This window comes from Agrobacterium sp. SORGH_AS_0745 (assembly GCF_030818995.1).
GTDB classification, from domain to species: Bacteria; Pseudomonadota; Alphaproteobacteria; order Rhizobiales; family Rhizobiaceae; genus Agrobacterium; species Agrobacterium tumefaciens.
Genome location: NZ_JAUTBI010000001.1, coordinates 1 through 12,418, shown reverse-complemented (window position 1 = coordinate 12,418; position 12,418 = coordinate 1). Strand labels below are relative to the sequence as shown.

At 54.4% G+C, this 12,418-nt stretch carries 12 protein-coding genes and 2 pseudogenes; 13 read left to right on the top strand and 1 reads right to left on the bottom strand.

The genetic code is table 11. From position 1 onward, the window contains the following. Positions 1-13 precede the first annotated feature (13 nt). The 7 genes and pseudogenes from QE432_RS00075 to QE432_RS00040 all read left to right on the top strand — a co-directional run bounded on the left by QE432_RS00075 (position 14) and on the right by QE432_RS00040 (position 5,662). The gene (locus QE432_RS00075) at positions 14-286 is read left to right on the top strand and encodes a hypothetical protein (protein ID WP_174027890.1); all 273 of its coding nucleotides are present in this window, start codon (positions 14-16) and stop codon (positions 284-286) included. Then, positions 283-700, top strand: a pseudogene (locus QE432_RS00065) (glyoxalase superfamily protein). Before QE432_RS00075 ends, QE432_RS00065 begins: the two are co-directional and overlap by 4 nt. Before the next feature lie 120 nt (positions 701-820). Continuing rightward, entirely contained in the window at positions 821-1,567 is a 747-nt protein-coding gene (locus QE432_RS00060) for a class I SAM-dependent methyltransferase (protein WP_111796726.1), read from the top strand. A gap of 123 nt (positions 1,568-1,690) precedes the next feature. Then, the gene (locus tag QE432_RS00055) at positions 1,691-3,256 is read left to right on the top strand and encodes a DUF1963 domain-containing protein (RefSeq protein ID WP_162694936.1); all 1,566 of its coding nucleotides are present in this window, start codon (positions 1,691-1,693) and stop codon (positions 3,254-3,256) included. A gap of 218 nt (positions 3,257-3,474) precedes the next feature. Then, positions 3,475-4,002 carry an SMI1/KNR4 family protein gene (locus QE432_RS00050; RefSeq protein WP_111796728.1) on the top strand — a complete coding sequence of 176 codons (528 nt, stop codon included), beginning with the start codon at positions 3,475-3,477 and terminating at the stop codon, positions 4,000-4,002. Positions 4,003-4,142: 140 nt separating this feature from the next. Further along, positions 4,143-4,805, top strand: a complete 663-nt coding sequence (locus QE432_RS00045) for a GAD-like domain-containing protein (RefSeq protein WP_112493365.1) — start codon at positions 4,143-4,145, stop codon at positions 4,803-4,805. A gap of 221 nt (positions 4,806-5,026) precedes the next feature. Continuing rightward, positions 5,027-5,662: a hypothetical protein gene (locus QE432_RS00040; RefSeq protein WP_162694937.1), complete on the top strand. Its 636-nt coding sequence runs from the start codon at positions 5,027-5,029 to the stop codon at positions 5,660-5,662. Positions 5,663-5,718: 56 nt separating this feature from the next. Here the strand turns inward: QE432_RS00040 and QE432_RS00035 are convergent, their stop codons facing one another. Beyond that, positions 5,719-6,378: a DUF6892 domain-containing protein gene (locus QE432_RS00035; protein ID WP_111796737.1), complete on the bottom strand. Its 660-nt coding sequence runs from the start codon at positions 6,376-6,378 to the stop codon at positions 5,719-5,721. 760 nt (positions 6,379-7,138) lie between these two features. Here QE432_RS00035 and QE432_RS00030 point away from each other — a divergent pair. The 6 genes and pseudogenes from QE432_RS00030 to QE432_RS00005 all read left to right on the top strand — a co-directional run bounded on the left by QE432_RS00030 (position 7,139) and on the right by QE432_RS00005 (position 12,352). After that, positions 7,139-8,352 (top strand): IS3-like element IS426 family transposase gene (locus tag QE432_RS00030; protein WP_112354636.1). Its coding sequence is split into 2 segments (ribosomal slippage): positions 7,139-7,475 and positions 7,475-8,352, totalling 1,215 coding nucleotides; the frame shifts between segments, so codons are not numbered across the junction. A gap of 792 nt (positions 8,353-9,144) precedes the next feature. Beyond that, positions 9,145-9,456, top strand: coding sequence for a helix-turn-helix domain-containing protein (locus QE432_RS00025; RefSeq protein WP_236763089.1), 312 nt, complete (start codon positions 9,145-9,147; stop codon positions 9,454-9,456). Beyond that, positions 9,453-10,706 (top strand): type II toxin-antitoxin system HipA family toxin, encoded by a 1,254-nt coding sequence (locus QE432_RS00020; RefSeq protein WP_111796732.1) that lies wholly within the window; start codon positions 9,453-9,455, stop codon positions 10,704-10,706. Before QE432_RS00025 ends, QE432_RS00020 begins: the two co-directional genes overlap by 4 nt. 328 nt (positions 10,707-11,034) lie before the next feature. Continuing rightward, entirely contained in the window at positions 11,035-11,526 is a 492-nt protein-coding gene (locus QE432_RS00015) for a hypothetical protein (RefSeq protein ID WP_236763090.1), read from the top strand. 146 nt (positions 11,527-11,672) lie between these two features. Next, the gene (locus QE432_RS00010) at positions 11,673-11,939 is read left to right on the top strand and encodes a type II toxin-antitoxin system prevent-host-death family antitoxin (RefSeq protein WP_111796734.1); all 267 of its coding nucleotides are present in this window, start codon (positions 11,673-11,675) and stop codon (positions 11,937-11,939) included. Further along, positions 11,936-12,352, top strand: a pseudogene (locus QE432_RS00005) (hypothetical protein). The gene QE432_RS00010 and the pseudogene QE432_RS00005 overlap by 4 nt, the downstream one beginning before the upstream one ends. The last annotated feature ends 66 nt before the right edge of the window (positions 12,353-12,418 follow it).

The following is a 12,418-nucleotide window of genomic DNA, read 5'->3' as shown; positions in this document are numbered from 1 at the left end:
GTTGCTTCGCCCCATGGCTGCGGTCTATCTTCTTGTGCTCGGTCTATATTTCCAAGCCATCGGCCGACCGGCCCGCGCGGCTCTTCTGACCATGGTCAAGCCGCTTATCCTATTACCTGTCTTGTTCACGATCGCTTCGGCAATGTTGGGCGCGGACGCAATCTGGTTTGCCTTTCCGCTGGCAGATGGTGTGGCCGCAATCATCGCAACTCTTATCCTTGCCGACGCCCTCAAGGCGAGGGGAAACGCGGGTATCGGGCTCAAGGCCGTGGAGAATCTGTCATGACAGTCAGAACCATTGCAGAAGCCAAATCGCACGCAAAATCTCCGCGGAGCGTACTCGCCGCAGACGGTAACGTCTTGGGCCATGCCCAGGCACTGGAGCTCGTCGCCCGACAGAACGGCGCGCGACTGGAACACCTTGTCCACCAGCCTCGCCAACGCTGACCCTCCGTTCCATCTGCACCAAAGGGTGCAGGGGCGGTATCTTGGGCAATCATTTAAAGGCGAAATAAGCGCATTATCATCCTCGGGCTCGCACTATTCCGTGACTGTCCGTTTCGATGAACCGGTGGACGCAGTTACCTTCAACAGCTTTTCGAACATGGGCCGAGTGGTAAGAGGTACGGTGGATATCAATGGAACTTCCGTACGCAAGACATCAAACGGGACGCCGCACCTGACTTTAAGCGCGTTATGAGCCTCGGTGCGTTAAAGGTTCGCGGCGATTTCCCGCGGTCGCCAGTGTCCGCAATGGGCCAAGAGTCGTCTACCGCTCGGCGCGATTTGCAGACATCATAACTCGCGTTAGTATCTAGCGATGACAAGCGAAGCATCCGACGAAACAACCGAAGCGAACCGCCACGCTTGGAACGCTCAACGGTTCGCCGCGTGGCTATCTGCCTTTGGTAGCCCAGAGGCGGAAGCGCGTAAAATCGTTGCTGAGCCGAGGCAGGTTCTCCGGCGACTTCTGCCATATCTCGGCGAGGTTGCGGGCAAGCGCATCTGCAATGTGCAAGGCTCGCATGGACGCGTTGCAGTCGCGCTGGCTCATATGGGCGCAGAGGTTCTCGTAATCGACTTTGCAGAAGAGAACAGGCGCTTTGCACTTGAACTCGCGGCGTGTGCGGGTGTGGTTATCGACTACGCTGTCAGCGATGTCCTCAAGGCGAATGAACTCGGCCGAAACCGCCAATTCCACGTCTTGCTGCTTGAGCTTGGCATCCTTCACTACCACCAAGACCTAGACCTCTTTTTCCGCGTGATGCGGGGACTTGCGGCAGATGGCGGCATTCTCCTTTTAAATGAATTTCATCCTATTCAACGCAAACTGTACTGGCCAGAAGGGCCGCATGACTACTTCGAGGCAGGCCTGATTGAAGCGGACGTCCCGAACCCCGACCAAGATGGCGAAAGTCTAGGACGTTGCATGTACCGGTTCTGGACTTTGGGAGAGATCGTGACCGCAGCCATAAACGCTGGATTTAGGGTTGCAAGGCTCGACGAGCATCCAGACTGGGAAGACCCAACTATTCCGGGCAGCTTTACAATGCTGGCCGAAGTGTAAGCCGATGCCATGACCGCTTAGGGCCAGAACCTGCCGCGAATAGGTCACGCCATTTCTGGTGATTGCGCCAGTTTCTGATCTGGCCGAGTATCGATGCGACTATGTCCGCGCTGGGAGTCTCATATGAAGTTGGTCGAAACGCCGGAGTTTTCCGTTGAAGCAAATCCGATGTTTGAAAATACCCGTGTCTTGGCAGGGTCAATCGGATTGCGTCGTCATCCGGAGACGGCGTTCTCACCACAGATGAGCGTGTGGTCTGCTAAGCGTGAGAGAAAATCGCCCGAAAAATGGCTCAGCGACCGCCTCAAAGATGATGGCGGCAAAATCATTGGGCGCGAAGCCGTGACCTTCGCAGGCATGCCGGGCGAGATGAGCAAAGTAAAGGATCGTTTGCAGGATTGGGAGACGAAGGAGAAACGCAACTGGTATCGGCTGCGTGCGCTTCTGGTGTCGGCCGATGGCTCTACCTGGTATCACGCCACTGCTATGGTCAGTGAGCCGGAGCTTGCCGAGATCGAGAAAGATTTTAAGCGTCTGCTAGAATCCCTCCGCATCAAGCTCGAAGGCAATGCCGCGAATGAGGTAAGAACTGCGGCGGAAGCTGAGACGGCAGCCGTCGTTGAAAAACTGAAGAACAGCATGGAGAAGGTGTCAGCCATTGCCATCCAGCAAAGCCACGAAGAACGGGGCCTCGAAAATGCAGCCGCCGCGATGGCACCCGTGGCAGGTATTGAGGAGCGCTTCAACGCGGCGGTAGCTGACGCTGGGTTGCAGGATAAGCATGAGGCCCTGCGTCTGATCGTCATGCCGACGGTTGCCATGGTTGAATGCAATGCCGCCGACATCGAAATTACTGGCCTGAGCCGCATCGGCGGAGGCCCTGATCTGCCCATCGACACGGATTGGCCGCGCGACGACAACGGCTTACACCTCAATTATCTTGCCCAGATCAATCTTGATGACTTGCCTGATCGCCCGGAAGAACTACCGGCATCCGGGTTGATCTCCTTCTTCACGGGAACGGACTACACGGATTGGCGCGTCCTCTACACTCCGCCGGACGTAAGTCTCACGCCCCATACAGTTTCGGAAGACGCGATGGACACGGCAATCTCGGTATCGCAGATGATCGTCTGGGATAGCGACCTCAAGCGGTTTGTACCGAACGGACAGGCTGTCGACGGACTATCGGTCAGCACGGACGAGGCCGGTCGCTTGACATTCAGCCGTGACGGGGTACCCGTCAAGGCTTTCGCCTCCGAATACGAGTTCAGCCGCTCGGCGCAGACGCTGCGCTTCGAACGCTCGCTTAGCGCTCCCTTCGGCCAGCGTGGCCCCAACAACAACCGGAGGGCCTATGCTGATATTGGGATCGAAGACCCGTCGGATTTTTCTATCGCGGTCAGTGAGCGCTTTAAAATCGGAGATGGACCGCAGCACCAGATGTTCGGAATAACCGGCGTGCGTGATCTCGCCGCAATCCAGCAGATGGCTGCGAAACATGCAGCACAAAACGGCTGGTCCGATATATCCGCACCAGATGGCTGGTTCATTCTGGTCAAGCTCGCATCCGGAGGCGAAGCGGATTTCAGCTTCAGTGATCACGGCGACTACGTTTTTATGATCAATCAAAATGACGCCGCTCGAGCGGACTTCTCGCGGGTCTACGCCTTTGTCGACTCTGGTTGAGTAAGAGATCACGACATGACGCCATGGCTTCAGTTACAATCGCAACATGGAAACGACAGGTCGAGCATCCGTTGCGCGCCAATTGCGTCAATAGCCGTCATGGCGCTGATGCGCCAATACCGGGCATTGAATTCGGGTTGACTCAGCGCGATCGACGGCAGACCGGGTTCTACGTATGCTCCCTCGCATGTTCCTTTTAAACGGGAGACAACCGATCCATGAGCCAAATCGACAACGCCATAGAAGTTTTAAAGGAAAAGTGCGGCTTTCAAGTCGTGTCAGGCACAACTTGGAATGACGGGGATTTCAGTCGCTTCACAGAGCTCACAGGTTTTTCGATCCCGAACCAATTGGCGGATGTGCTGAGACGATATGGTCAATCCGGGACGGAATATAACGACTACTTTCTTGTCGAGGACCGTGACGGTGGTCGGTTCGTGCACGACGTTCAGGTTCTCATATCGACTTTCGATATCATCGTGGAGCGCCATGAAACCTTCATTTCTCAGTCCGTCTGGGAGGACCAATTTACGCTGCCGATGGTTTTTTTTGGTTCTGCCGATTCAGGGCATTCTTATCTTCTTGCCGACGGGATCAATTCTGAAAACAATGCTGTCTACTTTTGGCAGCGCGCCACCGATCCCTTTGGGACGGATAATAACTCCAAGGGGATCATAAGGTTGGCCGATAGCCTTACAGATTTTTTTCTTTCCCTGACTGGGCTTGAAAACCTCGAAAAGGATTGATGGACGAAGTAATGACCGCAGTGGGGCAACAGCGGTCATGCGGCAATGGCGACATATAGGAAGCGTGGACTCTTAGGATTCCCAAATCACGGTCGTTCTGATTTATTGCTGCTCTTTGAAGGGAGTGATGGAATCGCCATATGAACGAATACCAGGCCAGACTTGCTTCGATCGTGGAAGACTTCGGTGTTCCCAATGGCGGAGAACCGGTCGACATTGAGCGCCATAGAGGCCAAGTCCCAGACGCTGTGATCGAGTTTTGGGAGCATTACGGCACCGGGATCGTATTGGATGGATATTTTCAGTTTTGCGATCCCGCTCGATTTGCTTCAATCATGAAGGTTGTTTTCGATGGCGATAACGAGATCAGACCCGAACAGACGCATGCCCTCGGCTTCGGCGCGTTTGGAACGATCGTCGCATGGAATGAAGTGTATCAGGACGTCGTCATCAACCTCGTGAACAGCCAGGCGTCGTGCCCTGCTCTTGTGAGCGGCAAGACCTTCGATCCCGATGTGGCCGTCACCAGCCAATTGATGATGATCGACGATCCTACCCTCGATGAATATGATGCAAGGGTAAAAAAGCTGTTCAAACCGGCATGTGCCAAGCTGGGAAAGCTCGGCGTTGGGCAGGTCTATGGTTTCCAACCGATTCTGGCGCTTGGCGGCGACAGAGCCCTGGAAAGTCTCGCGATCTACGACGCGTTGCCGCATATGGCGATCCTGGCGCAGGCGCATGAGATGCAGTTGATGGACAATGCCGCTTTTCCGCCTCGGCCGGTGCGCGTGATTGGTTCATGAGCTCGGCCCAATGAACGCATCGGGCCGAAACCGGACGTAGGTGCACGCGTGGATGAACGACCTGTGTCGAGCCATTTCTCCTGTATGACGACAGGAGATGACGGCGCTTAAGGCGGACTTTGGAGGCGACAGGTGTGTTGGGGCATGTCTGTCGCAGCTTTTGCGCAGACATCAATCGCTACCGTCAGGGATTACGCAGACTTTTTACACCGGAGATTTTCATGAGACATTGTAGACTCGTTTATCAGAGCTATCCGCTCGACCTTGCAGTCCAGGAGCCGTGCATCACCCTGCGAGCCACAAGTGGATCTTGGCCTGGTCAAACATTGGAGGACTACATCGGTCTAGATCTGAAAATGAATTCTCCGAAATTCTTCTTCGATCCCAATAATGACCCCGAAGATGGCGTTGCCCATTGGTTGAACCCGGGTCTGGATACACAGTGGCTGAAAATTCCCTTGAAGCACTTTAAGAACCGTGATTTTCGCAGCCTCGAAGAAATCCGGGTGGATTTTCAAGGCGAGGGAACGCAAAACCCTTTGATTGGGGAGAATTGGTGGGAAGCTCCCGGCCTAATCACCACCTACAGCGATGAATTCTTCGCCCGTGCGGCAATCTCCATTCGTCACGACGGTGGTGGCACGTTTTCGGTTCAGCTTTCTGGCACCTCTCAGTTCGACACTGCCTTTGATATAGCCTTCAGTGCTCCCCTGACCGTCAAGCTGATCGGATATCGCAACTCTGCGACCCAAGAGGATCTTTTGGGCTGGTTCGACCGCTTTCTCAAAAAAGACGACTTCACTTTCACGCCGCTGCAACGAGGTGAAGACCTCTATCTCGATGGTGTGGTCAAATAACCGCCGTGCCAATCGTCCTTAGGCGTCAATTTTCGAAAGCGCACCCACGATCACAGTTATTGGTATGCGGCGCGGTTCTCATCGTAACTGGACACCCAATGGACCCAGACAGAGACTCCCCTGGCCTTCAATGCTTCCATCACCTGTCGATTGGGATGCCCCGGCGTCGTGACATCTGCGTAAAGCTGGTCGTCGAGGACACGGACGCTTCGTAGACTGGGCATGTCGAGCAGAGCCGGAATGTTCTCTAACGCAATCCCTGCATTTATGGTCTCGATCTTGAATGGCGGCAGGAGGTCACGAAGGTCCACAGTCCCGATCATCGACGTCAGATCAAGACTCTTGATATTCGGGCAGTGCTTGATCCCGGCAAGGCTGTTGATGTCGAAGATATCGTCCTCTCCATCCCAGAAGAACCAGACATATCGATAGATGGAACTGCCTCCATCCAGAACAAGCTCGTCGATCTCATTCAAAAGGTCGGTCGAAAGAGGATAGCGATCCAGGTAGGCACGAACTGCGGGAATGGGCTTGTAACCTTCGTTCTCAAGATCGACGGGCCGCCCGAGAACATGCTCGGCAAGCTGTTGTGGGGTCCCGAGATCGATTATTTGTTTGTCAATGAGGCTGGATAGGATCGCAAGCTTTAGATTAGGATCACCGAACGGCGCACCCGAGATATCTCCAGGCGCAGGGTAGCGTGATGCAGTAGCCATCCGCGACCATCCAAGAGTTGCGAAAATACCTCCCGCGGCCACGAAATCACGTCGTTTCAGCATAAATGTGCCATATCTCCATGAAATTGAGCCGTTTTGTCGCGCTGACCTGCTTCAGTAGCAGGTTTACCGAAAGTAGCCTACACTGACTCAGCGCAAGATCGGTGCGCGGAATGGGCCGACGGCCGTCATGGCCCTGAAGCGCCAACAGCGGACATTGCGCCTGCTGCAAAACTCTCTATTCTGCGATGTCACAAGGTAGGAAATGATCGGGGTTTTTCGCGACCTAGCATATCTAGCTCAGACGAAATTTTTGGATAAGAGACCATCATGGATTTAGAAAGCCTCAATCCGCAAGTCTTCAAAATGTGGGAATTGCAAAAGAATGGAGGTCCTGATTTCTTTCAACCAAGTACGAGAGAGGACATCGACGAAATCGAGCTCCTGGTAGAAAGACCTATCCCTGAAGACTATCGAGTTTTTTACTGAAGTATTCAGCCATCGGTGGCTCTATCGAAGTTGGTGCGTATTTTTTCCAGTGTAATTTCAAGAAAAGGTCGGTTATCGCTGGGAACCTATCCTTGGTGCCTTGGGCAAAAATGACGATCAGTGCTATCAGGGCCTACTGTAATCCACATCCGGATTTCGAAGGAGTGAAGCCGCGTATATCGCGCGAACTGCTTCCGCTGAACTGCCCCCCATTTCGACCGGACAGTCGGCATAAGCAGAAAGGCTCAAGCACAGGCTTGGGTATAGGCTTATGTCTAACGACTATCGACACGTTGAATTGCTGACGGGTGATGTTCGCCGCAGGCGGTGGACAACCGAGCAAAAGCTGACAATCATTGAGCAGAGTTTCGAACCCGGCGAGACGGTATCTTCGACCGCTCGCCGTCATGGCGTCGCGCCCAATTTGCTTTATCGGTGGCGCAGGCTCTTGAGCGAGGGAGGTGCTGCAGCCGTGGATTCTGACGAGCCGGTTGTCGGAAATTCGGAAGTGAAGAAACTGGAGGATCGCGTCCGGGAGTTGGAGCGCATGCTCGGTCGCAAGACGATGGAGGTCGAAATCCTCCGCGAAGCCCTTTCCAAAGCGGACTCAAAAAAACGGATATCGCGGCCGATCTTGTTGCCGAAGGACGGTTCGCGATGAAGGCCGTCGCAGACACGCTGGGCGTCTCCCGTTCCAACCTCATCGAGCGGCTGAAAGGCAGATCAAAGCCGCGTGGGCCATACAACAAGGCCGAGGATGCAGAGCTTCTGCCCGCCATCCGCAGGCTGGTGGATCAAAGGCCAACCTATGGCTATCGGCGGATCGCCGCGCTCCTCAATCGCGAAAGGCGAGCCGCCGATCAGCCTGTCGTCAACGCCAAACGGGTCCATCGCATCATGGGTAACCACGCCATGCTACTGGAGAAGCACACAGCCGTTCGCAAGGGCCGCCTCCACGATGGCAAGGTCATGGTCATGCGCTCCAACCTGCGCTGGTGCTCGGACGGCCTGGAGTTCGCCTGCTGGAATGGCGAGGTCATTCGTCTCGCCTTCATCATCGACGCCTTCGACCGGGAGATCATCGCTTGGACGGCGCTCGCCAATGCCGGAATATCCGGCTCGGACGTCCGCGACATGATGCTGGAGGCGGTCGAGAAACGCTTCCATGCAACCCGAGCCCCGAATGCTATCGAGCATCTGTCTGACAATGGTTCAGCCTATACGGCGCGGGACACGAGGCTGTTTGCGCAAGCACTCAATCTAACGCCCTGCTTCACGCCGGTCGCCAGCCCGCAGTCGAACGGCATGTCGGAAGCCTTCGTCAAAACGTTGAAGCGGGACTATATTCGGATATCAGCTCTACCGGACGCCCAAACAGCGCTCCGGCTCATCGACGGATGGATTGAGGACTACAACGAAATCCATCCCCATTCCGCGCTCAAGATGGCTTCCCCTCGGCAGTTCATCAGGGCTAAATCAATCTAGCCGACTTGTCCGGTGAAATGGGGTGCACTCCATCCGCTCACACGCACAACTACTCCACGCTGCTGATTGATCTTCGCCCGGAGAGCTTCGGAAACGTATTGTATCTGCCCTATGTCCGAAAGCAGGTGTTTGGCAAGCACCCAAATTACGGATGGGGAAATGTTGGTTATGTCGCGCCAAGCTTCACTGACTTCATCAGGGAACTTGGAACTGAGGCCGAACTGAAGGCGCGCTATCCTCATCGGGTTGCTTAATCTTTTCGCACTAGTCAGAGTTTAGTGACCAATTTTACGACGGCGAATGACCGTTGCGGGCCGGTCGGAGACATTGCAATGGTTTGGTAAAGGTCTAATCTCAGCGGCTGCTTAGAGCAAGCGTCACGACAAATGAGGCGGCAATGAACCTTGGTGCCCCGGATGCGCCTTTTGGCATGGAAGAGACGGTTGCGTAGATCGTCAGCACGCTTCTGGCGCAGCGAGGCAAGCCAAGGGCTTCAGTATCTCGACCGCGACGGAAGGACTGTTCCATTGTGAGGCTTTCGCAGGCGCCAGCATTTTTCTGAAAGACGAAGGCAGGTCATTTGCGGCGAATTCATATAACGCGCGACGGGCAGCAAGGCCGTTTTAGGGAGAAGTCGGGTTCCTAGAGCGGCTGACCGATGGTGGAAAACGGTCACGATGATACAGTCTTGCAATTCGCAACGAGTCATAAAGCCGAGTTTTCTGAGCATGCATGTGAGTTGCGATTTCTTTTAAGTGCTATTATATTGGCATTAATGTGTCAGATGTGCGCATGGGTGATAATATGTTAGCATTTAAAATGTCTTCTCCTGTGGAGGTTATCCGGGACCTGGCGGACAGAATGAAGCGCCGACGGATCCAGCAAGGATTGACCCAGCGCGAATTGGCTGCGAGATCGAATGTCTCCTACGGATCGCTGAGGCTATTTGAAGAAACCGGCAAAATTTCCCTCGAAAGTCTGGTGAAAATTGCCTTTGCTCTTGAGGCGGAAGCGGAATTCGAACGGCTGTTTCCAGGTCTGCCGCCACAGAATATCGATGATGTCATTGATCGTCCTCTCAAGCAGCGTGTGCGCAATAAATGAAGTTCACGTCAATCCAGAAGATGAGCATTTATCTGGAGCTCGAAGGGAATGAGAAAAAGCTTGGGACGCTTGCCTGGAGCGGCAGGGAACGGAGGGCTTACTTCGAGTACGCGGCGGAGTTTCTGACAGCGCCCCTTTTGATTTCTCCATTCCATATAATGGCGGCCAGTGGGTTGATTGCGGCGCCTCGCGATCCGTTCGACGGGCTTCACGGGCTGTTCAACGACAGCCTGCCGGATGGGTGGGGTCGTTTGTTGCTGGACCGCCGTCTTCAGCGGGCGGGTATCGACTATACCCAGCTTACTCCGATCGACCGTTTGTCTGCAGTCGGCAGAACAGGAATGGGCGCGCTCTCGTATGTTCCTGAATTACCAGACGACCAGCAGCCTCAGGCCGTCACTGATCTCGACTGGTTCGCTGATCAGGTCGAGTTGGTGCAGGCTGAAATGGACGTGGCTGACATTGATGGCTTGCAGGGTGCGCAGGGCGGATCCGCGGGCGCACGGCCGAAGATTATGATCGGCTTCAACCAAGCGGAAAACAGATGCGTTCTGGATTATGGCCAACCGTTGGACCCGGGGTTCGAAAGGTGGATGGTCAAGGCGCCGAGTTCCGATGATCCTCGGGAAATCGGTGCGGAAGAAAAAGCCTATTCGCTGATGGCCGTCGCTGCAGGACTGACGATGGCCGACACCCTGCTGCTGGAGACCAGGAAAGGACGACGGCTTTTTGCGACGAAACGTTTTGACAGGACCCCTGCCGGCAGGCTCCACATGCACACGGCAAGCGGCCTGCTGAATGCAAGCCATCGTGAAGCGAGTGTGAGCTATGCGCAACTGCACAAGCTTACTCACATAATGACCCGGGACGCTACGGAAGTCCTGAAGATGTTCCGAAACATGGTGTTCAATGTCTATGCCAGAAATCGCGACGACCATGCGAAGAACCACGCCTTTCTTATGGACGTGAATGGCCGCTGGTCTCTGGCGCCCGCATACGATCTTACTTTTTCGTCGGGACCAGGTGGAGAGCACAGCGCGACAATAGCCGGGGAAGGCAGGAATCCCGGCATGTCCCACCTTCTGGCAGTCTCCAAAGGGGCCTCGATTTCTGATCAGGACGCACGGGAAGTTATAGAACAGGTTAGAGCGGCCGTTGACCGATGGCCTGAGTTTGCTGGGGAAGTTCAGTTATCCAGAACTCGGACCGCTGAACTCGACAGGTTCTTGAATGGTAATCGGCTGGCTTAAGGGCCGATGATCACCTTTGCCACGTTCGTTGTCGAAACCGACGATACGCCTGCCGTCCTTGCCATAAAACACTCGATACTCGAACAGGTGCGTCCTACCGGGAACGGGTTCCGGCACCTGTATAAAAATTTTTGAAACTTTCATTAATTGGAAGTATCAAGAATTATGTCTTCGTTGGTGGACCAAATTTCCGCGGCCGGATTGGCTGATCGTTTTCTGAATGACCGGCAATTCGCCGAGTTGCTGGACGGCAGTGACGCGCGCCGTTATGGCCTAGTCAACCGCGCTTTGAAAGACGGGTATCTCATCCGTCTGAAGCGTGGTTGTTATGTGCTGGCGCGACGCTATCGACGTGACCTGGTTCATCCGTTTGCCGGCGCCGAAAACCCCGGGCAGCTATATCTCTTTCGAAACAGCACTGTCGTTTCATGGATGGATTCCGGAGGCGGTGTTTGTTACGGCCAGTGTTTCACCTGGACGCAAAAGCCAGGATTTTTCGACGCCCGGGTTCGGGACCCTCAGCTATCATCCTCGGGCGATTAACGATTATCGGTTCATGACGAGTGTTGACCGTGTCCCGCTCAACGGCTCGATTGCGTTCGTTGCCAGGCCTCTTCGGGCGCTTATGGATCTGGTAGCGCTTCGCAAGGTGGAGTGGAGCGGGCTTGAATGGCTGACGATTGGTATGAGGATTGAGGAAGATGCCCTTTTCGGAACGCGACGTAAGGATTTTACGGCATTGAAGCCGGTGTACAAGCACAAGGCTGCAAATGCTTTTCTCCGGACGTTGGAGGCTACAGCTTCACCTGTCAGACCATAGAGAAAAGACTTGTGGGCTGAGATTCAGTGAAAGGGATGAAATTTATCACAGCGCTCAGTTAATGCAGCATTTACAGGATTGCTGTATTTTATGGATTTACTTTTGTGACCGTGCTATCCTCGCGATACACGACGGGAGTGTGTTTGATGGCAGGTTCAGGTAATTCCTACACCACGAGTGATCTTTCCAGGAAGTCGGGTGATATTATCGCTGAGGCGCTTCGTCATCCGGTAACGATCACCCAGCGCAACAAGCCTCGTCTGGTTCTTCTTAATATCGAGGATTATGAACGTTTGATGCGGCAGTCTGATCTGCGTGCGGTTGGCACTATTGATAATATGTCTGACGCTTTGCTAGAGGAATTTGAGGCCGCAGTCGACACTTATGCGGAAACTGAAGAGACGGTTCGGTGAGCGGTTTCGATAAGATCGAGACTGCAGTCGTAATCCGCTACCCTTATCTATGGAGCCGCGTGGCTGCCCGCGGTGAAACCGAAGGTCGGAAGGGGCGACCTGTTGTTGTTGGCGTCAGGCTCGCCCGTGCGGGCGGCGACATGGTTCTTTTCTTTCCTATCACGACGAAGCATCCGGAAACTGATCGTTTTGCTATTTAGATCCCTGCGCATTGAAAAGCGCCGGGCCGGTCTTGATGCAGATGTGCGGCTTTGGATCATTCTGGATGAGTATAACAGCGACATTATCGGACATTCTTTCTACTGGAGCCGGAGCTACCTGTGGGACGCTTCAGTAAAGCTTTTTTTCTCCCTGTCCTTCGGGAGTTTATTGCGCGTCGTCGGTCGTCCAGCGAGGTTTACCGCGCCCGATAAAGAACCGTGTGATGTTGGGTAACTCAGGTCGACAAACCGGACAGATCCTTGATGTACACGCTTGAC

What these genes read in the sequence shown, in the direction of transcription:
- QE432_RS00010 (WP_111796734.1), top strand. Translation starts at nt 11,673, where the DNA reads ATGGCAGGTTCAGGTAATTCCTACACCACGAGTGATCTTTCCAGGAAG.
- QE432_RS00020 (WP_111796732.1), top strand. Translation starts at nt 9,453, where the DNA reads ATGAAGTTCACGTCAATCCAGAAGATGAGCATTTATCTGGAGCTCGAA.
- QE432_RS00060 (WP_111796726.1), top strand. Translation starts at nt 821, where the DNA reads ATGACAAGCGAAGCATCCGACGAAACAACCGAAGCGAACCGCCACGCT.
- QE432_RS00040 (WP_162694937.1), top strand. Translation starts at nt 5,027, where the DNA reads ATGAGACATTGTAGACTCGTTTATCAGAGCTATCCGCTCGACCTTGCA.
- QE432_RS00055 (WP_162694936.1), top strand. Translation starts at nt 1,691, where the DNA reads ATGAAGTTGGTCGAAACGCCGGAGTTTTCCGTTGAAGCAAATCCGATG.
- QE432_RS00050 (WP_111796728.1), top strand. Translation starts at nt 3,475, where the DNA reads ATGAGCCAAATCGACAACGCCATAGAAGTTTTAAAGGAAAAGTGCGGC.
- QE432_RS00015 (WP_236763090.1), top strand. Translation starts at nt 11,035, where the DNA reads ATGTGCTGGCGCGACGCTATCGACGTGACCTGGTTCATCCGTTTGCCG.
- QE432_RS00025 (WP_236763089.1), top strand. Translation starts at nt 9,145, where the DNA reads ATGGGTGATAATATGTTAGCATTTAAAATGTCTTCTCCTGTGGAGGTT.
- QE432_RS00075 (WP_174027890.1), top strand. Translation starts at nt 14, where the DNA reads ATGGCTGCGGTCTATCTTCTTGTGCTCGGTCTATATTTCCAAGCCATC.
- QE432_RS00035 (WP_111796737.1), bottom strand. Translation starts at nt 6,378, where the DNA reads ATGGCTACTGCATCACGCTACCCTGCGCCTGGAGATATCTCGGGTGCG.
- QE432_RS00045 (WP_112493365.1), top strand. Translation starts at nt 4,143, where the DNA reads ATGAACGAATACCAGGCCAGACTTGCTTCGATCGTGGAAGACTTCGGT.